This is a genomic window from Shimia ponticola, from assembly GCF_007995215.1.
GTDB classification, from domain to species: Bacteria; Pseudomonadota; Alphaproteobacteria; order Rhodobacterales; family Rhodobacteraceae; genus Shimia_B; species Shimia_B ponticola.
In genome coordinates this window covers 1,141,309-1,162,153 of record NZ_VCDK01000003.1, presented here as the reverse complement: position 1 = coordinate 1,162,153, position 20,845 = coordinate 1,141,309, and the positions used below count along the sequence as shown (strand labels likewise).

Below are 20,845 nucleotides of genomic sequence, written 5' to 3'. Positions count from 1 at the left end.
ATCGTTCCGATTTGTCGCAGGTTTGGCCCTACACCGCACATGCAGCATTTTGTAAGGCGGATTGGGTAAAGACCCGGAAGCCTCCATGCAAATCTATCTGCCCATTGCCGAAGTATCGGTAAACGCCTTCCTTCTTCTTGGCCTGGGCGGGTTTGTAGGCATTTTGTCCGGCATGTTCGGTGTCGGTGGCGGCTTCTTGATGACGCCGCTTTTGTTCTTCATCGGCATCCCTCCCGCTGTTGCGGTCGCAACCGAAGCGAACCAGATCGTCGCGTCGTCATTCTCTGGTGTCCTCGCGCACCTGAGGCGCAAGAGCGTTGATCTCAAGATGGGCTGCGTCCTCTTGGTAGGAGGGTTGGTCGGTGCGGGGTTGGGCGTGCTCTTGTTCAACTATCTGAAGTCGCTCGGTCAGGTCGATCTGCTGGTCCGGCTTTGCTATGTCGTGTTCCTTGGCGTGGTCGGCGCTTTGATGTTCGTCGAAAGCCTGAATGCCATCCGCCGCTCCAAACGGCCTGCGACTGGGCCGGTGCGCCGGACCCGGGACCGTGGCTGGGTGTCAAAGCTGCCGTTCAAAACAAGGTTTCGGGTTTCGGGTCTCTACATCTCGGTCATTCCACCGATCATGGTCGGGCTGGTCGTCGGCGTCCTTGCTGCGATCATGGGGGTCGGCGGTGGATTTATCATGGTGCCTGCCATGATCTATCTGCTTGGTATGCCAACCAAGGTCGTTGTCGGCACGTCGCTCTTTCAGATCATTTTCGTGACGGCATTTACAACGCTCCTCCATGCCACCACCAACTTTACCGTCGACGTGGTTCTTGCGGTCCTGTTGCTGGTCGGTGGTGTGATCGGGGCACAGATTGGCACGCAGATTGGTGCGCGGATGAAGGCGGAACAACTGCGTATCCTGCTGGCCGGAATGGTCCTTCTGGTGTGTGGCAAGCTCGCGTTGGATTTGTTGATCCAACCCGCCGAGCTTTATTCCATTGCCGCACCGGGAGGTCATTGATGCGCCGCCTATTGCTTGCCCTCTTGTTCTTGATCGTCTCACCGCTTTCGGCTGAGGAAACGATTGTCGCTGACCTAAGCCAACGGCGCGTTGCGATCACAACCGATTTCAACGGGTCAGAGATCCTGATCTTTGGCGCGGTGAAACGGCTTGCGCCATTGACGAGCCTTGAGCCATTGGACGTCATCATCACGGTCTCTGGGCCGCCATCACCGGTCACGGTGCGGCGCAAAGACAAAATCGCCATCATCTGGGCCAACCGCGACGAGGTCGAGATTGATAGCGCGCCCAGTTTCTACGCGATCCTGAGTTCAGGCCCGATTGAGGACATTCTTTCCGAAACAGAGGATTTGCGGCACAAAATCACCAAAGAAAAGATGATCCGTTCGGTCGACGCCGGCGGTGTCGCTGACGCCGCTGCCTTTACAGATGCCTTGATCCGAATTCAGCAGCAAAAGGGCGCGTTTTATGCAGATGAGGATGCGGTGTCGTTTGACGAACAGACCCTGTTCCGCACGACAGTCGACCTGCCAGCCAACCTGACCGAAGGCGATTATCGCACCCAGATATTTCTGGTTCGCGACGGCGCGGTCGTCAGCAAGTTCGAGACGGATATCGCCGTACAAAAGGTTGGGCTTGAGCGGTTTCTCTACAATCTGGCGTATAACCAACCGCTGATTTACGGGCTGATGTCGCTCGCCATTGCAATCATCGCGGGCTGGTTGGCGTCAGCTCTGTTTTCCGCGTTCCGCCGAACCTAGCCGCGCCCGATATAGGGCATCTTCGTTGCCATCACCGTCATAAACTGCACGTTCGCTGAGAGCGGCAACTCAGCCATGTGCAACACCGCGCGGGCGGCATCGGCCACGTCCATTGAATCGATCGGCGGCAGCCCATCTTCGACCCGGCGCGCATCAAGGGCCGCAACGATGTCTGTGCGGGCATTGCCGATATCAATCTGACCACAGGCGATGTCAAAGTCGCGCCCATCCAGCGACAGCGTTTTGGTGAGCCCGGTGATCGCGTGTTTGGTTGCGGTGTAGTTCACCGACTTCTCACGCGGGACATGGGCAGAAATCGACCCGTTGTTGATGATCCGACCACCCTGCGGTGACTGCTGCCGCATGATCCGAAATGCGGCGCGCGCCGCGAGGAACATGCCGTTCAGGTTCACATCAACACCTCGCTTCCAGTCGTCATAGCTCATCTCGTCAATCGTGACCTGAGGAACAAAAATACCGGCATTGTTGAACAGGGCGTCCAGATGCCCGACCTCAGACTGAAATGTCTCAAATGCATTCTCGACCGCTTCTTCATCCGTCACATCAGCCTGAAGAACGGTTGCGCTGCCTTCCTGTGCCAGTGCCTCAAGCTTGTCCTTCTGGCGCGCCAGAAGCCCGACATGCCATCCCGCCGCCATGAATTGGCGCGCCGTTTCTGCGCCGATGCCTTGGCTCGCGCCCGTGATCAGGATGGATTTCATAGCGGTGCCTCGCTTTGCGCCTCAAGCGTCAGAGGCACTTCCTTGGGTTTCAGATCGTCGATGACCAGTGGTCCAGTGGGCTTGGCCAATCGGTTTCGTACCACCCAGATCAAACGCTCGGATGCGCGGGTGATCGCAACATAGGCCAGTCGTTTCCAAAGCGGGATGCCGGCCTCTTGCCGGTTCATGCGCGCGGCGACGAATATGTCCGGGGCAAAGACCTGAACCGTGTCCCATTGCGATCCTTGAGCTTTGTGGATCGTTACCGCCGCCCCATGCAGAAAGGTTGCCCCCATCCTGGCGGCAAACGGAATAAACGGTTCTTCCTCGTCCGGTTTCTCGATCTTGACGATAGATGCGGCGCTGACCTGCGGGTCTTCGGCCCCAAAAACGTGCAGACGGGAAAAGCCCGGCTTGCGCCCTGGCCCAAGATAGACAACCTGCGCACCCTTGATCAGTCCGCGCGCTTCAAGATCGAGGCGTTTCTTGCGATGCTTCATAGGCAGTTCGATCCCGTCACAGATCAAAGGCTCACCGGGCAGCAACTCTTCCTCTGGCGCGCCATAGGCCGCGCGAAAGGCTTGGATGAGGCGGACACGCGTATTGTTGCGCCAGACCAGCACGGGTGAGCGCGCCATCAGGTCCGCTTCCACACGCTGACCTAATACAACGCGCTCGTCCTTTTGTGCGGCTTCGCTGACCATGCGCTCAAAGTCGTGGAATTCCAGCGCCGGATCGGCAAGCGCGTGGGCAAGGTCCAGAATGGGGTTATCGTCCGCCTGCCGGTGAACGCGGTTCAAGGTCAGCTTTCGACCCTTGGGCAGGTCATCGAACACCATCCCGCCGGGTTGGTTCACAGGCGCAAGCTGTGCCGGGTCGCCAAACATCAGCAGGGTTGGAAATATCTCGCGCAGGTCGTTGTATTGCTTTTCATCGAGCATCGAGGCTTCGTCGACAAAGCCGATGTCGAGAGGGTCCTCGCGCCGTTTCCAACCGGTGATGAAATCTGACCCGCGCAGCCCAGCGGCCGCCAGCGCGGCAAAAACCGATTTGCTGTCTTCGTATTGCCGCCGCGCGCGTTCCAAAGCTTCGTCCGTCAGCCCTTCGACTTCCGGCATTTCGCCATTCCCAGCCAGCCATTCCGCAATCTTTTCATACTCAGGGTCATAGACCGGCGTGTAGAGGATACGGTGGATGGTGGTCGCTGGCACACCGCGCGTGCGCAGGACAGACGCCGCCTTGTTCGTGGGCGCAAGGATCGCAAGCGTGCGGCGATCCTTTTTCTTGCGGCCTTCATAGTCGCCGCTGATCACGTCGATCCCGATTTCGGACAGGGCCTCGTACATCTTTGCCAAGAGCAGCGTCTTGCCGGACCCCGCTTTGCCCACCACGGCAAGTACCTGATCCTTGCCGCCAGAGGGCGGGGCAGCATACCCATCGCCCAAGAACACTCCGGCACTTTCAAGCGCGTCGGAGATGGTATCGTAGGCTTCGGCCTGATCGTCTGAAAATGTAACGGCGGTGCTGCTCATGGCGCGACCATAGGGGGCTGCACCGGCGGGGACCAGCGGCTAGGTGATGGCTTCAAGCCTTTCCTTGGACATATCGCCCGGAACAATCGTCACCGGTATCGGCAACGAGCCTGAATTGCGCGACAGCTGCGTCACAAGCGGGCCGGGGCCCTTGTTGTCTGTGCCGGCGCCCAGCACCAGCACGCCGATATCTGGGTCCTCAGTAACTTGCGCCATAATCTCTGGAAGAGGTTCGCCCTCGCGGATGACGAGTTCCGGGTCAATCCCCTGCTTGTCGCGCATCCATTTTGCAAACACTTCGAAATGCGCGTGAATGCGTTCTCGCGCTTCTTCGCGCATGATTTCACCGACCCCGATCCAGTGATTGAACTCCTCTGGAGGGATAATGGCGAGTATTTCGACGCCACCCCCTGTGTGGGCCGCGCGCATGGCGGCAAACCGCATGGCATTCAGGCATTCGCGACTGTCATCCAGTACCACCAGAAACTTGCGCATTTGCTTCTCCCGTGTTTGCCCACAGACTGTGACCTCTTGCTGTGCATTGCGCAATAAAAAGCGCCCTCGTTCGGGACAAACGAGGGCGCATGACGTATGCGAGTTTTGCAGCGACGTCTGGATGCGGGCCCGATGATCCTTTGCAATAGGAAGACCAACGGTAGGGACTATACCCGCGATAAGAGCCTAGCTCCTGACCGTTGTGTTAATCGTCCTCTGCAACAGATTCGTGACGACCCAGAGTAAAACCTCAGCGCACCATTCCCACGATGTCATAGGTCTGCTGCAGGATCGGGGCGGTGATCTCTCGTGCCCGCTCTGCCCCCCGCGCCAAAAGACGGTCGATCTCGGCTGGGTCCTGCATCAAGCGGTTCATCTCGTCCCCGATTGGACCCATCTTAGCGACAGCCAAATCAACAAGCGCAGGTTTGAACTGACCAAATTGCTGACCAGCGAACTCGGCAACGACTTGATCCGCACTCTGATCGCTCAGAGCGGCATAGATGTTCACAAGGTTCCGCGCCTCTGGTCGATTCTCCAACCCATCGACGGTTTCCGGCAATGGTTCCGGATCGGTCTTGGCCTTGCGAAACTTCTTGGCGATATCGTCTGCAGTGTCCGTCAGGTTGATACGGCTCATGTCTGATGGATCGGACTTCGACATTTTCTTTGACCCGTCACGCAGGCTCATGATCCGCGTTGCCGTACCCTCGATCACCGGTTCGGTGATCGGAAAGAAATCAACGCCGTAGTCATGATTGAACTTGGCCGCGATATCGCGGGTAAGCTCAAGGTGCTGCTTCTGATCTTCGCCAACCGGGACATGGGTCGCATGATAAACAAGGATGTCGGCGGCCATCAGCGTTGGATAGCCAAACAGGCCCAGCGATGCGTTTTCGCTGTTCTTGCCTGCTTTGTCCTTCCACTGGGTCATGCGCTTCATCCAGCCCATGCGCGCGACGCAGTTAAAAATCCAGCCAAGTTGCGCGTGCTCCGGCACCTGACTTTGATTGATCAGGATGGATTTTTCCGGGTCGATCCCGGACGCCAGATAGCCCGCCGCCAATTCGCGGGTGTTCTTGGCAAGGTCCGCAGGGTCCTGCCAGACGGTGATCGCATGCAGATCGACCATGCAATAGATCGTCTCGTGCGAGCCGGCCTCCTGCATATCCACAAAGCGCTTGATCGCGCCCAGATAGTTGCCAAGCGTCAGGCCGCCAGATGGCTGGATGCCGGAAAAGACGCGTGGCGTGAACTTCGAGTTGTCGTCGGTCATGTGGGACCCCTGCATTTGTGGGCCGCGGCCCGGTTTCGGGTGCGACCAAGATGGCTGGCACGCCAGCGGCGCATGGCTTATGCCGGGGACGTCAGCCCGTCAAGGAAAGTGCAGAAGCATGAGCCATTCCGACCCCTCCGCATTTAACCCTTTGCCTGCTCCCGTGGCGATCCTTGCGCTCGCACTTGGCGGGATCGAGCTCATGTTCTTTGCTGCGGAACAGGGCATTTTAGGCGGGCAGGCCGGTGTTGGTTGGCGTGCGGCGGCACTGCAGGACTACGCGTTCTCGGACAGGTATTTTGAATGGATGCTTCAAAATGGTCAGTGGCCGCTGGACGGATTGATGCGGTTTCTGACCTATCCGCTCGTGCATTTCAGTTTCACGGCAACGATCTTTGGCGTCGTGTTCGTGTTGGCCATCGGCAAATTCGTCGGGGAGGCCATGGGTGGTCTGGTGGCCGTCGCGATCTTTTTCGTGTCATCGGCTCTGGCGGCTGCCTTGTATGCCTTGGTGATCAATGACGAGTTTCCACTGGCAGGGGCGATGGTCGGGTCCTACGGGTTGATCGGCGCGTTTTCCTACATTCTGGCGACCACTCTGGAAGAAATGGGTGAAAACCAGCTACGCGCGTTTCAGTTGATCGGGTTTCTGATGGGCATTCAGCTTTTGTTTGCCCTGCTTTTCGGCGGTCCTCCGCATTGGATCGCCGATCTTTTTGGGGCCCTCATCGGCTTTGCCTTGGCGGCACTGGTGCGTCCGGGCGGACTGATCGCGCGGATGCGCAGGGATTAACGCTCCCTATTCAGACCGGCGCAGGCTGCCTTTCAATTCGGACAGGGTAAACGCCCGAAGGGCTTGGCCAGCGACGGCATAAGCCACGCCGCCAATCGCGATCAAAGCCGCCAGCGCGAGGTAGCGCCAGGTTGGCAGTCGCAGAATATCATGCAGCACAGCGTCGGCGCCCCATAGGACCGCGCCCATCACGAGGCTTGCCAGAATGATGCGCCATGACCGATCCCAGAACCGGGTGTCAGGCTGGGCCGCATCGCCCATGCCACGGCTGCCAAACCACAAGAGCGCAACCATCGCCCATCCGGCCAGCGTTGCCCCCCATGCTGCGGCGATAAAGCCAATGACGGGCGCAAGGCCGATGGCAATGCCCGCGTTCACGACCATGGCAACAAGGGCATATCTAAACGGGCTGCGGGTGTCTTCACGTGCGAAAAAGAGCGGTTGCAGGACCTTTTGCAGCACAAAGGCGGGCAAACCGAGACCGTAGATGGCGCAGGCCAATGCCGTGGCAGCACTGTCGGTTTCCGAGAATGCGCCGCGTTCGAAAAGGACCGATACCAGCGCATCGGGGATTACGATCAAAGCAACGGCGGCAGGGACTGTCAAAGCCAGGCAAATCTCACCGGCACGACTGATGGCCTGTTGTCCACCTAGGGTGTCATCGGCCTGCAATTTGCGCGACAGGTCGGGTAGCAACACAATGCCAATGGCAATCCCTACAACGCCCAACGGCAGCTGATAGAGCCGATCGGCGTAGTACAGCCACGCATTTGCACCTTCAAAGTAGCTGGCCACCTGACGCCCGACCAACAGATTGACCTGTACGACGCCCCCAGCCAACGCAGCTGGGGCCGCGATGATCGCCAACCGTCGAAGTTCCGGCGTCCACTTGGGGCGGCGCGGGAGCAAGGTAAAGCCAGCGCGGCGCGCTGCGACCCAGAGCAAGGCCATCTGGGCAACACCTGCAAAGGGAATCGTCCAAACCAACGTCAAACCGGGATCCCATCCCTGCCACAGCCCAAAGCTCAGGATGGCCACAAACATCACGTTGAGAAGGACTGGCGCTGCCGCCGCTGCCACAAAGCGTCCGAGGGCGTTGAGAACGCCCGACAGCAAAGCCGCAATCGAGATGAAGAGGATGTATGGAAAGGCAATGCGCCCATAGAGCACCGTCAAATCAAAGCGCGCATCACCCGCAAAACCGGACGCCATAGCCAAAACCAGCCAAGGCATCGCGAATATGCTGATGACGGTGAAAATGATCAGCACGAAACTCAAACCGGTCAGCGCATCCTGAGCAAAGGCGCGCGCCTCGTCCTGTGCTTCGACTTTTTTTGAGAACATCGGCACGAAGGCGGTATTGAAAGCACCTTCTGCAAAGAACCGGCGGAACATGTTGGGCAAGGCAAAGGCCACGACAAAGGCATCTGCCACGGGGCCTGCGCCCAGCGCCGCAGCTATGAAGATGTCACGGACAAATCCGAGCACGCGGCTCAGCATTGTCCACAACCCCACAGTCATGAAGCCACGGATCAGTCGGTTGGACGGCATGGATCAGAGGGCCTTATGACTGTGCACGTTCGGCGCCCAACATGATCGCGTCGCGCAACTTGCGTTCGAGCGTCTGCTGTTTGGATTTGTTGTGAATCTTCAGCCCGAACATGTCCTTCACATAGAACGTATCAACCGCTTGCGCCCCGTAGGTCGCAATGACCGCGCTGGCGATATAGATGTTCGAGGCAGCAAGAGTTCGGCACAAATCGTGCAAAAGCCCCGGGCGATCCCGCGTGTCGACTTCGATCAGCGTGTAGATATCCGAGCCATCATTGTCGAAAATGATGTGCGTCGGATGATCAAAGGGTTTCTCGCGCTTCTTCAGCTTGTCCTTCTCTGCCAAAGCATCGCGCGCCACCACTTCGCCCATTAGTGATTTGTGGATCATCGTTTCCAGCCGTTTCAGGCGGGGGCCTTCGAACGGGGTTTCGTCGCTGTCCTGTACCCAGAACACGGCTGTCGCGTAGCCGTCCTTGCTGGTGAATGTGCGGGCGTCGACGACCTCGGCACCGACAAGGGCCAAGGCACCAGTGATGCGGCTAAAGATGCCGGGATGGTCAAGCATGGCAAAGCAGGCACGCGTTGCGTCGCGTTCGGGATCGGGCTGAAGATCAATCCGCACTTCGTCATCGGGTATTTCGCGCAGCATGCGCGCGATGACTTCGTGCGCCGTGACATGCAGGTTTTGCCAGTAAGGGGCATAGTGCCTGCTGGTTTCCTTGCGGATGGCCGCTGTGTCCCAATCGCTGAGCGCTTCGCGCAGCTTTTTCTTGGCCTCGTTACCCCGGTTCTCACGGGTGATGGCCTCCATTCCCTCTTCGAGGACCGTGCGAGTCTGACGATAGAGCGCGCGGATCAGCACCGCTTTCCAGTTGTTCCATGTGTCAGGTCCAACGCCGCGAATGTCACAGACCGTGAGCACCGTCAGCAAATCGAGGCGTTTGACGGTTTGTACGGCCTTGGCAAAGTCCCGCACGGTGCGCGGGTCGGCAATGTCGCGCTTTTGCGCCATGTCCGACATCAGCAGGTGATAGCGCACCAGCCATTCAACGGTTTCGACTTCTTTCTTTTTGAGGCCGAGACGTGTGGCTACGGTCCGCGCGATCCGCGCGCCGAGGATCGAATGGTCTTCTGGACGCCCTTTGCCGATGTCATGGCACAGCAGGGCAACGTATAGGACCTTGCGATTGACCCCGTCCTTCAGGATCGACGAAGCCACGGGAAGGTCTTCTTCCAACTCGCCACGTTCGATCTGGGCCAGTGTGGAAACGCATTGGATGGTGTGCTCGTCGACCGTGTAGGCGTGATACATATTGAACTGCATCATCGCGACAATCGGCTCGAACTCAGGAATAAATGCCGAGAGCACGCCCAATTCGTTCATCCGCCGCAAGGCGCGCTCCGGATTGCCGTGCTTCAGCAGCGTCTCGAGAAAGATCTGAACCGCTTCGGGATCGTTTTGCATCCCGTAATCAATCAGGTGCAGGTTGGCGGCAACCACACGCATTGCATCCGGATGGATCAGGGTCCCGGTACGCATCGCTTCGCCAAACAGGCGCAGCAGATTGACCTTGTCGGCCAGAAACGCGTCGACGTCACCGATGGTGATCCGGTTTTGTTTGATCGCATAGGGCGGCGTCGCCTTTTTGGGGCGGCGGAACAGGCCAAGCAACATCGGCTCGGTCTTGACGTGTGCATCCTCCAGTGCGGTCAGGAAAATGCGCGTCAGGTCGCCGACATGTGTAGCGTGGCGAAAATAGTCCTGCATGAAATGCTCGACCGCGCGGCGTCCTTTGCCATCTGCATATCCCATGCGATCAGCAACCTCGACCTGCAGGTCAAAGGTCAACTGTTCGGATGCACGTCCCGTGGCGATGTGCATGTGGCACCGGACGGCCCATAGGAAATTCTCGGCGCGGACGAACCGGTCGAATTCCTCGCGCCGGAACAGACCCAGAGGGACAAGTTCTGCGGCGTCGCCGACACCGTGGATGTATTTGGCGATCCAGAACAGCGACTGCAGATCGCGCAGCCCGCCTTTGCCCTCTTTGACATTGGGCTCGACCATGTAGCGCTGGCCGCCTTGTTTCTTGTGTCGGGCGCTGCGCTCTTCCAGTTTCGCTTCGATGAAATCCGACGCCGTCGAACGGAAGAGGTCTGTCCAAAGGCGGTCTTTCAGCGTGACCGGCATGTCCTGATCGCCGCCGAGCGTGCGGCACTCGACCAGACTGGTGCGGATCGTGAAATCCTCTTTAGCAAGGCTGACGCATTCCTTGATGCTACGTGTTGCGTGGCCGACCTTCAGTTTGAGGTCCCACATCAAATAAAGCATCGTTTCCACAACGCGTTCGGCCCAGCCCGAGCGTTTGTCGGGGATCAAGAATAGCAGATCGACGTCGGAATGCAGCGCCATTTCGCCCCGGCCGTATCCACCAACAGCCATGATGGAAAAGGCAGGGTCATCCGACCCAGGCTTCTGCAAGTAGGTGACGGCGACGTCGTAGATGACCATCACCAGACAATCGGTCAGATAGGTGTAGGCAGTTGTTGCGGCGCGTGCATCCAAAGGGGCCGTCGCCAGAGCATCGGCGATGGCCTGATGCGCAAATGTCTTCGCTTGCAGAAGCATCTCAACCGCGCGCGCGCGGCGTGCCTTGTCGTCAGGCAAGGTTGGCAGCTCTTCGTGGAGAGCTGCCAAAAAGGTGTCAGCCGGAAACAACTGCTCGGCGGGGACGGCCATGTTCGGATGGGGCGTCAACCGCCAAGCAATTCCCATTGATCAGAACCCGAACCCGCGCCCGAAGCTGGTCGGCGCAGCCTGCAATGTCTGAACCTGTCCCCCTTGGATCGTCCCGATTGCCAAGCCGCGGTCGTTCGTTCCGTCAGTGCGTAGCCGGAAGATGCCGGTCGCACCTTGGAACCCGGCACTGCGTGTCAGAGACGCGGAGCCCAGCGGGTCGTTGCCGCCTTGCGCCCAAAGCGCGCCAATTGCGGCGATGCCGTCAAAGGCCGTGCTGGCAAGGATATGCGGTTGATTGCCATAGGTCGCGGCATAGCGCGCCTTAAAGGCCGCGTCGCGGGCCCGATCGGGCATGGCGAACCATGCGCCGTTGGCACCGGGCAGTGAGAACAAACGCGGATCGCTGTCCCAGCGGCTCAAACCCAGATACTGGATCGCATCTGGACCCAACCCACGCTCGGGCAAAAGTTCGAGGAAGATCGGCAGCGCGCCGGCCGCGTTCGACGTCAAAAAGAGCGCGTCTGCATCGCTGCTGCGCGCGGTTGCGGCCGCGGATGAGGCAGTCGCAAAAACCCCGGCTTGGGATGGTTCGTAGCCCGCCACACCGCTCAGCGTCAGTCCTGACTCGGCGACGGCCTTGGCAACGGCCGCGCGACCTGCTTCGCCAGCCACATCGCGGGCATGGATGAGCACCACTTTGGATTTTCCCTGTTCGGCAGCAAAGCGTGCCACCGAGCGCGCAGAGTCTTCAAACGTCTGACCCAATAGATACACATTGCCACCGGCAATGGCCGTGTTGTTCGAGAACGCGAGCACCTGCGTTCCGGTCCCTGCGACCGTGCGCCCGACAGCTGCCGCGGCCTCACCGTCAAGCGGCCCCAGAATGATGTCCGCGCCGTCATTCATAGCCTGCGCGGCTGCATTAACGGCCACCTGCGTATTGCGCTGAGTGCTATAGACGCGCAGGTCGACCTCTACGCCATTCAGGCTTGAGACGGCTAATTTCGCTGCGTTTTCAAGGCTGACGGCGATACCGTCAAGTGCTGCTACGCCCGACCCGCTGGGCACAAGAAGCGCGACCTGAACAGGCTCGGTGGTGTCAACGGCAGGTCCGCTTGGCGCGCCGCCCGGATTGGGCAGGTTCAGCGCGGACGGATCACAGGCGGCAAGAAGCCCGACCCCCGCGACCCCGACGACACCGCGCACGACGTTGCGCAGTCGATGAAAAACAGCAAACATAAACAAACCCCCGTTGATCAGGCCCCTTAGGTTAGGTGATGGGTGCCCGAAGTCATGCCGGTGCCCCCACAGCGCCAGCCTGAGCGCATAATAAGGATGTCCCAGAGGGGGTCGAGTCATGAATTTCCGTCAGCAAACACTTGCCCCTGCACTGTACCTTGTCGCGACACCCATCGGATCGGCCCGCGACATCACATTGCGGGCACTCGATGTTTTGGCGTCTGCCGATGTTCTTGCTGCCGAGGATACCCGCAATCTGCGCAAGCTGATGGAGATACACGGCATCCCTTTGGAAGGACGCCGTGTTCTGCCCTATCACGACCACAACGGGTCCGAGATGCGCCCAAAGCTGATTGAGCATGTCCGCTCCGGGAGGTCCGTGGCTTACGCGTCAGACGCCGGAACGCCTTTGATCGCTGATCCGGGATATCACCTTGCCTCCGAAATGCGGGCGGCGGGTCTGGCTGTGACGACTGCGCCGGGGCCAAGCGCGGTGATCACCGCGCTTTCACTGTCTGCTTTGCCGACCGATCAGTTTCACTTTGCCGGGTTTCTGCCCAACGCCAAGGCTGCGCGCCAATCCGCGTTGATGGGGCTACGAGACCTTTCTGCGACTTTGATCCTTTACGAAGCTCCGGGCCGTGTTGAGGATCTGTTAACCGACATCTGCGAAGTCTACGGGGGCGAGCGGCCAGTGTCGCTGTGTCGTGAGCTGACCAAACGATTTGAAGAGGTGCGCCATGGCCGCGCCGAAGATGTGCTGGACAGCGTGCGCGCGACACCGCCCAAGGGCGAATGCGTCGTCCTGATCGGACGCGCCGAAACGACAGAGGTGACCGACGACATGATCCGTGCCGCGCTGCAGACCGCGCTTGAAACAATGCGCATCAAGGATGCGGCAACGGCTGTATCGGGCTCGCTCAGTGTGCCACGCCGTCAGGTGTACCAGATCGCTTTGGACATGAAGTCAGATGGATAATCCCGCATGAGCGGACTGGTCTCCTACCTTGCCGGGCTGGCAGGAGAAGACTCTGTCATCCGCCACTATCGCCGCGACGGATGGTTGCCCGTCGCGCAACGCTGGAGAGGCGAAGCCGGTGAAATCGACCTGATTTTTCAACGGCAGGAGCGCTTCGCAATTGTCGAAGTCAAAAAAAGCCGCAGCTTTGCCGCCGCAATGGCACGGGTTAGCCCCGCGCAGGCACGCCGGATCGAAGCCACGATGCTTGAATTCTTGGTCTCAACGCCAAAAGGCCTGAATACGGATGTGACCTGCGATGTGGCTGCAGTTGATGCCCATGGACAGGTGCTCGTGCTCTTCGGCGCGCTGAGTTATGAGTCAACCCAACTTTGAAAAGCTGTTGTGCGTCAATGCAGATAGCCTTGGCATTGAAGTTCACGCACCCTTGCGCCATCACTGCCGGGAAACGGACAGGAGCGCGTCATGCAGGTGGCATTTCAGATGGACCCGATCGAAGGGGTCAACATTGACGCGGACAGCTCCTTTCGATTGGCCGAAGAGGCGCAGGCGCGAGGTCACAGCGTTTTTGTCTATCAGCCCGATGATCTGATCTTTGATAGCGGAACCGTGTCAGCAACCGGTCATGGGGTGACGCTGCGCCGTGAACAGGGCAACCATGTCACCTTTGGTGCCCGCGAAACCCGTGAATTAAGCAGTTTTGATGTGATCTGGCTGCGTCAGGACCCGCCGTTCGATATGGGGTATATCACGACGACACATCTGCTTGAGATGGTGCATCCGCAAACACTGGTCGTGAATGATCCGTTCTGGGTCCGCAACTTTCCCGAAAAGCTGCTTGTGCTGGAGTTTCAGGATCTGACGCCGCCGACCATGGTTGCCAGGTCGCTTGAGGCGCTGCGTGATTTCCGCGAACGGCACGGGGACATTATCGTCAAACCGCTCTATGGCAACGGTGGGGCCGGTGTGTTCCGGCTGACGCCCGAAGACGGGAACCTTGCATCCCTGCATGAAATGTTTGCCGGCATGAACCGCGAACCTCTGATTGCGCAGAAATTCCTGCCGGATGTCAGCGCAGGCGACAAACGCATCATCCTTGTCGATGGCGAACCCGTCGGAGCCATCAACCGCGTCCCGGCCAAGGGCGAAACGCGCTCGAACATGCATGTGGGCGGTCGTCCTGAAAAGATCGGGCTCACCGACCGCGAACGCGAAATCTGCGCAATCATCGGGCCAAAACTACGCGACAATGGACAGATTTTTGTAGGCATCGACGTCATCGGTGATTGGCTGACCGAGATCAACGTGACCTCTCCGACAGGCATTCAAGAGCTTGAGCGCTTTGATGGCGTGAACATCGCAGAGAAAATCTGGGAAGCCATCGAAGCCAAGCGCAGCTAGGCCGCCATTGTCAGGCGAAAGCTGATGGCTTCGGCGACATGAGGACGCCTGACGGTCTTTGCGCCGTCCAGATCGGCAATCGTGCGTGCGACCCGCAAGACCCGGTGATAGCCGCGCGCTGACAGCCCAAATCGGTCCGCTGCTTTCACAAGCAAGTCCCGGCCTTCAGTGTCGGGCTGAGCGATTTCTTCCAAAACTTGTCCTTCGGCATCTGCGTTTACACGGGTGTCGTCGACCGTCTCAAAGCGCTCGGTTTGCACATCGCGGGCGGCTCGCACGCGGGTCGCGACCTCTGCGCTGCTGGGGCCGCTCGGTGGCAAATCCAGATCGCTGAAGGCCACCGGCGGCACCTCGACCCGCAGATCGAAGCGGTCCATCAGTGGCCCTGATATGCGGCCCATGTAATCTTCTCCACAATGCGGAACGCGCGCGCAGGCGCGCTCTGGATCGGAGAGGTACCCGCATTTGCAAGGGTTGGCGGCCGCCACCAGCAGAAACTTCGACGGGTAACGCACGTGGGCATTCGCACGGGCGACCATGACCGACCCGGTCTCAATGGGTTGGCGCAGCGTTTCAAGAACCGTGCGTGCAAATTCCGGAAACTCATCCATGAAGAGCACGCCGTTATGCGCGAGCGAGATTTCACCGGGCTTGGCCCCGCGCCCGCCGCCGACAATTGCGACCATGGAGGCTGTGTGATGCGGCTCTCGAAATGGACGTATGCGTGAAATGCCTCCGTCATCCAAAAGGCCCGAGATCGAGTGGATCATCGAGGTCTCAAGCGCTTCGGCCGCGCTTAGGGGGGGCAGGATCCCGGGCATTCGCGCCGCAAGCATTGATTTGCCAGAGCCCGGTGTGCCGACCATCAACAGGTGATGACGTCCCGCAGCTGCAATCTCGAGCGCCCGTTTGGCGCGTTCCTGACCTTTGACATCGCGCAGGTCGCGCGCATGGGCGTGGCCTGTGACCTCGCCGGGTTCTGCCGGTGTCAGTGGGGTCCGCCCGGTATAGTGGCGGAGCACTTCGCCTAAAGTGGCGGGCGCGATGACTTCGGTCCCGCCGACCCATGCGGCCTCTGCGCCGCTGGCTTTCGGACACAAGAGCCGCCGGTCATCCTCTGCCGCAGCCATGGCGGCGGGCAGTGCGCCGACCACATGCACAAGATCACCGTTCAGCGACAACTCTCCCAAAGCGACTGTCTGCTCGACCTCATCCTTCGGGATCATGTCGAGCGCCGCCAGCAATGCCAGCGCGATGGGAAGGTCAAAATGTGACCCTTCCTTCGGCAGGTCCGCAGGCGATAGGTTCACCGTGATCCGCTTGGACGGCAACGCAATGGACATTGCCGACAACGCCGCGCGCACCCGTTCACGGGCTTCGCTGACTGCCTTGTCGGGCAGGCCGACAATGCCAAAGGCCGGCAGCCCCGGCGTGACGGCGCATTGTACTTCAACGCGCCGCGCCTCGACCCCTTCAAAGGCCACCGTATAGGCCATCGCCACCATGGCAGCCTCCCGTTAACATCCGTTAACGGTTAGCCGCTGCTTGGTTTATGATTGGTAAATGGCCATGAATTTATCCCATGTGGCCGGATCATTGACGGTCTTGTCCCGGCAGAACGCATTGCAGAACCCGAAGATGCGGCCATCGAGTTCCATGAAATGGGTCACGTCCTTGCCTGAATAGGGGCAGGCATCGTTTTCCGACGGACCGGTTTCGACAGCGCGCGCCGGAAGGCGTTTAGGTCCGGGCCATGGGCTTTCCGTCTTGGCCTCGCGATAGGGCATCGGATCATAGGACTTCGTCAGACCCATTGCGCGCCATTGCCGGAACAGAGGGTCCGACAGGTGTGCGTCGACATAGGCCTGCGCCTGTTCCGAAACAGGCAGGCCATAGCCTGCGATACGCGCGGCGACAGGCGCGTAGAACACATCCGCAAGCGAATAGGCCCCAAAGAGCCAAGGACCGTCACTCGCCATTCCGCGCGCCGTGGCCCAAAGCGTTTCTATCCTTTCAAGATCCGCTTTCACCGCGTCGCTGGCTTCGAAATCAGCCCAACCATGAGCCAGGTTCATCGGGCATGCCCCGCGCAGTGCACCAAACCCCGAATGCATTTCCGCCGTGATCCAGCGGGCAAAAGCCCGTTGGGCCGGGTCGGCTGGATACAGTCCCGCCTCAGGGTGACGTTCATGCAAGGTCTCGCCCATGGCCAACGTGTCCTGCAATACAAAGCCCTCGGGCGTTTTCAGGACGGGCACCAATCGTGCAGGAGCCAGCGGCGCAAGGTCGTCGGCCATGGTCCCACCATAAAGCCCGACCATGTGTACGTTGTAAGCGATGTCGAATGCGCGCAGCATGAGCCATCCGCGCATGGACCAGCTAGAAAATGTCCGGTCACCAATATAAAGATCGTATGTCATGCCAAGACTTTAATCGCGAAAATCCTGCGGATCGAATTCCGATTTGAGGCCTCAGGTATCACGGGGCGTGATTGATCGGATCCACCACGGGGCGGTCCCCGAGTGCCACGCGCGTCACGCTGAGCGGGTCGATCTTGTGGGCAAGGCTTTCATAGGCGGTGACGCCGAGGCCTCGCTGGACCTGTGTCAGGATGGCCCCGAAATGGGCCACGGCTACGATATTCTGACCCGGGAACGTCTTTATCAGGTGATCAACCGTGGTGTTGATCCGCGCGGCAGCTTGGTTCCAGCTTTCTCCATTAGGCGGTGCAACATCGCCGGGGCGCTCCCAATAGGCGCGTGACAACTCGGGATGCTGCTCTGAAACTTCTGAAAAGTGCAGCCCGTCCCAGTCACCGAAATGAAACTCACGCAGGTTGGCATCATGGCCCAATCGCTGCCGCTGGCCCTGAATGGCATCCGCCGTCGTCCTCGCTCGCAAAAGGTCCGATGAAATGACAATGGCATCCTGTGGCAAATAGCGTTCAAGGCGGGCAATGGCGTCGGTATCGCTCAGATCCGCTGGCACATCGCGCCAGCCTGTAAAGTTCTTTTGATGTGTCGGCCCGTGGCGCACCCAATAAAACGTGGTCATGGCAACTCTCCCTTGAGCGCAAGAGGTAGCCCGGCCATGACGACGACAACCGGATCGCACAATGTGGCGAGCTGTTGATTCAACCGACCTTGCGCTGAACGAAAGGCGCGACCAAGACGGCTTTCGGGCACGACGCCCTGACCAACCTCATTGCTGACCATGATGATCGGAGCGGGACAGGCGCTGATGGCAGAGATCAGCGCTTCACACGTTTTCTCAAGATCGGTTTCTGCGAGCAACTGGTTCGACAACCAGAGCGTCAGGCAGTCCAAGAGTACAACGTCCGTCGATGGGATCGTGGAAAGAACGGCCGCGACATCGAAAGGTGCTTCATGTGTGACCCAGTTCGGTCCGCGCTGCTGTTTATGCTGGTCGATCTTGGCGCGCATCTCGTCATCAAAGGCTTGCGCCGTTGCGATGTAATGTTTGGGCAAGTTGTAGGAATTGGTCAGGTTTTCTGCCCACAGGCTTTTTCCGGAACTCGCCCCACCTAAAACGAGCGTTCGGTTCGGCAACTTTTTTTTCATCTTTATTGATCCATTCCCGGCGACGCTGCGTAACCCCGATAACAGCACAAACAAAGGGTCTGCCACAGACCTTTGCCAATTGGGGGTTAAACTATGGCGCTTGATGGTTTTTCAGAACACTCCTTGTCCCGCACAGCAATGCGTGCCGAACTGTTGGATGCCGAGACAGAATTGCGACTGGCCTATGCGTGGCGCGACGAACGATGTGAGAAAAGCCTGCATCGCCTGATTACCGCTTACATGCGCCTCGCCATTTCGATGGCTGCCAAGTTCAAGCGCTACGGCGCGCCGATGAACGACCTGATCCAAGAGGCAGGTCTGGGCCTGATGAAGGCCGCTGACAAATTTGACCCGGATCGTGGCGTCCGTTTTTCGACTTACGCGGTGTGGTGGATCAAAGCCTCTATCCAAGACTATGTGATGCGCAATTGGTCGATGGTGCGGACCGGTTCGACATCCTCGCAAAAATCCCTCTTCTTCAACATGCGTCGCGTCCAAGCCCGGCTGGAGCGTGAAGCGGCAACTGCTGGTATGCCGCTCGATAAGCATCAAATGCGTCAGATGATTGCGACCGAGGTTGGTGTGCCGCTGCACGACGTCGAAATGATGGAAGGCCGTCTGGCCGGGTCGGACTTTTCGCTTAATGCGACCCAATCGGTAGAAGATGAAGGCCGCGAATGGATTGATGCGCTCGAGGATGACAGCGAACAGGCAGCAGAGCGCGTCGAAGCTGAACACGACACCGAGACCCTGCGTGGCTGGCTTGTCACCGCGCTGAGCGCTCTGAATGAGCGTGAGCAATTCATCGTTCGCGAGCGCAAGCTGCGCGACAGCCCACGCACACTGGAAAGCCTCGGCAACGAGCTGGGTCTGTCCAAAGAGCGTGTCCGTCAGTTGGAGGCGGCCGCCTTTGGCAAGATGCGCAAGTCGCTGGAAAACCAGAGCCGCGAAGTCCACGAATTTTTCGCCTAACGACCCAAGCAAGACCCTAGTTGCGTCGCGCACCTCGGTGTGCGGCGCTTTTTTGTGGAATCAGCGCATCTTGCGGCGCGCCTGCGCACCGCTTAGCTTCGCGGCAACTGCGAAGGGCTGAACAACATGCTTGCCAACAAACGCATCCTCTTGATCATTTCTGGCGGCATTGCGGCCTTCAAAGCGCTTGATCTGATCCGCAGACTGCGAGAACGCGGTGCAGACGTGACCCCAGTCCTAACCCGCGCGGCAGAGCAATTCGTAACGCCGCTGTCGGTATCGGCTTTGGCAGGCAACAAGATCTTTCGCGATCTGTTTGACCTGACAGACGAGGCCGAGATGGGCCATATCGAGCTTTCGCGCTCTGCAGACTTGATTGTCGTGGCCCCTGCCACCGCAGATTTGATGGCCAAGATGGCGACAGGCCAGGCCGATGATCTGGCGTCGACCCTTCTTTTGGCAACCGACACCGATGTGATGATCGCCCCTGCCATGAATGTGCGGATGTGGGACCATCCAGCAACCCAGCGAAACCTCGCGACCTTGCAGGCGGACGGCGTGCGCATCGTTGGGCCGAACCAAGGTGATATGGCTTGCGGTGAACATGGACCGGGGCGGATGTCCGAACCGCTTGAAATCGTTGCTGCAATCGAGGCGGCTTTTTCCCAAGGTCCGCTAGCGGGACAGCACATCATCGTGACATCTGGGCCGACGCATGAGCCGATCGACCCGGTCCGTTACATCGCGAACCGCTCATCTGGGGCGCAGGGCACGGCGCTCGCCGAGGCGCTGCGTGATTTGGGGGCAACAGTCACATTCGTCACGGGCCCAGCGACGGCGCGCCGTCCCGAAGGGATGAAAATCGTCGAAGTCGACACGGCGCAACAAATGCTCACCGCAGTGCAGACTGCGCTGCCTGCACGAGCAGCGGTGTTTGCTGCTGCCGTCGCGGACTGGTCTGTGGTCGGTGCGTCTGATCAAAAGATCAAGAAAGACGGCAGCGGCAAGCTTCCGTCTCTGAACTTTGCCGAAAATCCCGACATCCTCGCCACTGTGTCTCAGATGACAGACGGAAGGCCGGAATTGGTGGTGGGGTTTGCGGCCGAAACGCAGACGGTTGTCGAAAACGCGACGGCCAAGAGGGCGCGGAAAGGTTGCGACTGGATTGTTGCCAATGATGTCAGCCCGGAAACGGGTATCATGGGGGGTACGGAAAACGCGGTCACCCTGATCACCAAGGATGGCGCAGAAACCTGGGACCGAGCAAGCAAGACAGCCGTGGCCGCTCTACTAGCCCAGCGTATTGCGGATGCGCTCAAGGGATGACGCCGACCGTCTCGATCCTGTTCGACGTCGGCGCGGACACCACTGTTCCGTTGCCTTCATATGAAACGGCTGGTGCCGCTGGTGCGGATATCAGAGCCAACCTTTCAACGGATGATCGGGCAACAGGTATTTGCTTGAACCCGGGCGCACGCGCTCTCATCCCTACGGGGCTGCGCATGGAAATCCCCGAAGGCTTTGAATTACAGGTACGCCCGCGCTCTGGTCTGGCGCTCAAGCAGGGTCTCACCTGCCTGAACACGCCCGGCACGATAGATTGCGACTATCGCGGTCCGGTCGGGGTGATCCTGATCAATCTGGGGCAGGAGCCTGTCACTATTCAGCACGGAGACCGGATCGCCCAAATCGTGGTCGCTCCTGTTACACAGGCGCGCTTTGCGGTCGCAGATGAGTTGACCGAAACGCAACGCGGGTCATCTGGCTTTGGCTCAACAGGAACGGATTGAC

At 59.2% G+C, this 20,845-nt stretch carries 20 protein-coding genes; 9 read left to right on the top strand and 11 right to left on the bottom strand.

Features of this window, described 5'->3' with window-relative positions; genetic code table 11:
• Positions 1 to 85: 85 nt before the first annotated feature.
• Both FE702_RS09050 and FE702_RS09045 read left to right on the top strand, forming a co-directional pair.
• Complete coding sequence (locus FE702_RS09050) at positions 86 to 1,009, top strand: sulfite exporter TauE/SafE family protein (RefSeq protein WP_147125921.1); 924 nt, start codon at positions 86 to 88, stop codon at positions 1,007 to 1,009.
• Entirely contained in the window at positions 1,009 to 1,770 is a 762-nt protein-coding gene (locus tag FE702_RS09045) for a TIGR02186 family protein (RefSeq protein ID WP_147125920.1), read from the top strand. Before FE702_RS09050 ends, FE702_RS09045 begins: the two co-directional genes overlap by 1 nt.
• Here FE702_RS09045 and FE702_RS09040 read toward each other — a convergent pair.
• The 4 genes from FE702_RS09040 to trpS form a co-directional block, all read right to left on the bottom strand.
• Positions 1,767 to 2,492 (bottom strand): SDR family oxidoreductase, encoded by a 726-nt coding sequence (locus FE702_RS09040; protein ID WP_147125919.1) that lies wholly within the window; start codon positions 2,490 to 2,492, stop codon positions 1,767 to 1,769. The genes FE702_RS09045 and FE702_RS09040 overlap by 4 nt on opposite strands.
• The gene (locus tag FE702_RS09035) at positions 2,489 to 4,024 is read right to left on the bottom strand and encodes an ATP-dependent DNA helicase (RefSeq protein ID WP_147125918.1); all 1,536 of its coding nucleotides are present in this window, start codon (positions 4,022 to 4,024) and stop codon (positions 2,489 to 2,491) included. The genes FE702_RS09040 and FE702_RS09035 overlap by 4 nt, the downstream gene beginning before the upstream one ends.
• A gap of 39 nt (positions 4,025 to 4,063) precedes the next feature.
• Positions 4,064 to 4,519 (bottom strand): universal stress protein, encoded by a 456-nt coding sequence (locus FE702_RS09030; RefSeq protein WP_147125917.1) that lies wholly within the window; start codon positions 4,517 to 4,519, stop codon positions 4,064 to 4,066.
• 250 nt (positions 4,520 to 4,769) lie between these two features.
• The gene (gene trpS, locus FE702_RS09025) at positions 4,770 to 5,795 is read right to left on the bottom strand and encodes a tryptophan--tRNA ligase (RefSeq protein ID WP_147125916.1); all 1,026 of its coding nucleotides are present in this window, start codon (positions 5,793 to 5,795) and stop codon (positions 4,770 to 4,772) included.
• Between the two features lie 118 nt (positions 5,796 to 5,913).
• On the opposite strand from trpS, the gene FE702_RS09020 reads away from it, so the two are divergent.
• A complete protein-coding gene (locus FE702_RS09020) occupies positions 5,914 to 6,588 on the top strand; it encodes a rhomboid family intramembrane serine protease (RefSeq protein ID WP_147125915.1) in 675 nt (224 codons plus the stop codon).
• A 6-nt stretch (positions 6,589 to 6,594) separates the two neighbouring features.
• Here FE702_RS09020 and murJ read toward each other — a convergent pair whose 3' ends face one another.
• The 3 genes from murJ to FE702_RS09005 are packed head-to-tail and all read right to left on the bottom strand — an operon-like array spanning position 6,595 to position 12,121.
• A complete protein-coding gene (murJ, locus tag FE702_RS09015) occupies positions 6,595 to 8,139 on the bottom strand; it encodes a murein biosynthesis integral membrane protein MurJ (RefSeq protein WP_147125914.1) in 1,545 nt (514 codons plus the stop codon).
• A 13-nt stretch (positions 8,140 to 8,152) separates the two neighbouring features.
• On the bottom strand, positions 8,153 to 10,882 hold the full coding sequence (locus FE702_RS09010; protein WP_346722154.1) for a [protein-PII] uridylyltransferase: 2,730 nt from the start codon (positions 10,880 to 10,882) through the stop codon (positions 8,153 to 8,155).
• A 39-nt stretch (positions 10,883 to 10,921) separates the two neighbouring features.
• The gene (locus tag FE702_RS09005) at positions 10,922 to 12,121 is read right to left on the bottom strand and encodes a penicillin-binding protein activator (RefSeq protein ID WP_147125912.1); all 1,200 of its coding nucleotides are present in this window, start codon (positions 12,119 to 12,121) and stop codon (positions 10,922 to 10,924) included.
• A gap of 118 nt (positions 12,122 to 12,239) precedes the next feature.
• Here FE702_RS09005 and rsmI point away from each other — a divergent pair, with 118 nt between their 5' ends.
• From rsmI to gshB, 3 genes are all read left to right on the top strand, one after another.
• Positions 12,240 to 13,100 (top strand): 16S rRNA (cytidine(1402)-2'-O)-methyltransferase, encoded by an 861-nt coding sequence (gene rsmI, locus FE702_RS09000; RefSeq protein ID WP_147125911.1) that lies wholly within the window; start codon positions 12,240 to 12,242, stop codon positions 13,098 to 13,100.
• Between the two features lie 6 nt (positions 13,101 to 13,106).
• Positions 13,107 to 13,475 (top strand): YraN family protein, encoded by a 369-nt coding sequence (locus FE702_RS08995; RefSeq protein ID WP_147125910.1) that lies wholly within the window; start codon positions 13,107 to 13,109, stop codon positions 13,473 to 13,475.
• 90 nt (positions 13,476 to 13,565) lie between these two features.
• The gene (gene gshB, locus FE702_RS08990) at positions 13,566 to 14,501 is read left to right on the top strand and encodes a glutathione synthase (protein ID WP_147125909.1); all 936 of its coding nucleotides are present in this window, start codon (positions 13,566 to 13,568) and stop codon (positions 14,499 to 14,501) included.
• Here gshB and FE702_RS08985 read toward each other — a convergent pair.
• From FE702_RS08985 to cobU, 4 genes are read right to left on the bottom strand one after another with little or no spacing between them, the layout of a single operon-like run.
• Positions 14,498 to 16,006: a YifB family Mg chelatase-like AAA ATPase gene (locus FE702_RS08985; RefSeq protein ID WP_147125908.1), complete on the bottom strand. Its 1,509-nt coding sequence runs from the start codon at positions 16,004 to 16,006 to the stop codon at positions 14,498 to 14,500. The two genes, gshB and FE702_RS08985, sit on opposite strands and share 4 nt — an antisense overlap.
• A 45-nt stretch (positions 16,007 to 16,051) precedes the next feature.
• A complete protein-coding gene (locus FE702_RS08980; protein WP_147125907.1) occupies positions 16,052 to 16,921 on the bottom strand; it encodes a glutathione S-transferase in 870 nt (289 codons plus the stop codon).
• Positions 16,922 to 16,979: 58 nt separating this feature from the next.
• A complete protein-coding gene (locus tag FE702_RS08975) occupies positions 16,980 to 17,555 on the bottom strand; it encodes a histidine phosphatase family protein (protein WP_147125906.1) in 576 nt (191 codons plus the stop codon).
• Positions 17,552 to 18,082 carry a bifunctional adenosylcobinamide kinase/adenosylcobinamide-phosphate guanylyltransferase gene (gene cobU, locus FE702_RS08970; RefSeq protein WP_147125905.1) on the bottom strand — a complete coding sequence of 177 codons (531 nt, stop codon included), beginning with the start codon at positions 18,080 to 18,082 and terminating at the stop codon, positions 17,552 to 17,554. The genes FE702_RS08975 and cobU overlap by 4 nt, the downstream gene beginning before the upstream one ends.
• A 93-nt stretch (positions 18,083 to 18,175) precedes the next feature.
• Between cobU and FE702_RS08965 the strand changes: the two genes are divergently transcribed.
• The 3 genes from FE702_RS08965 to dut all read left to right on the top strand — a co-directional run bounded on the left by FE702_RS08965 (position 18,176) and on the right by dut (position 20,844).
• Positions 18,176 to 19,054 (top strand): RNA polymerase factor sigma-32, encoded by an 879-nt coding sequence (locus tag FE702_RS08965; protein ID WP_147125904.1) that lies wholly within the window; start codon positions 18,176 to 18,178, stop codon positions 19,052 to 19,054.
• A 126-nt stretch (positions 19,055 to 19,180) separates the two neighbouring features.
• Positions 19,181 to 20,380 (top strand): bifunctional phosphopantothenoylcysteine decarboxylase/phosphopantothenate--cysteine ligase CoaBC, encoded by a 1,200-nt coding sequence (coaBC, locus tag FE702_RS08960; protein ID WP_147125903.1) that lies wholly within the window; start codon positions 19,181 to 19,183, stop codon positions 20,378 to 20,380.
• Positions 20,377 to 20,844, top strand: coding sequence for a dUTP diphosphatase (gene dut, locus FE702_RS08955; RefSeq protein ID WP_147125902.1), 468 nt, complete (start codon positions 20,377 to 20,379; stop codon positions 20,842 to 20,844). Before coaBC ends, dut begins: the two co-directional genes overlap by 4 nt.
• The last annotated feature ends 1 nt before the right edge of the window (position 20,845 follow it).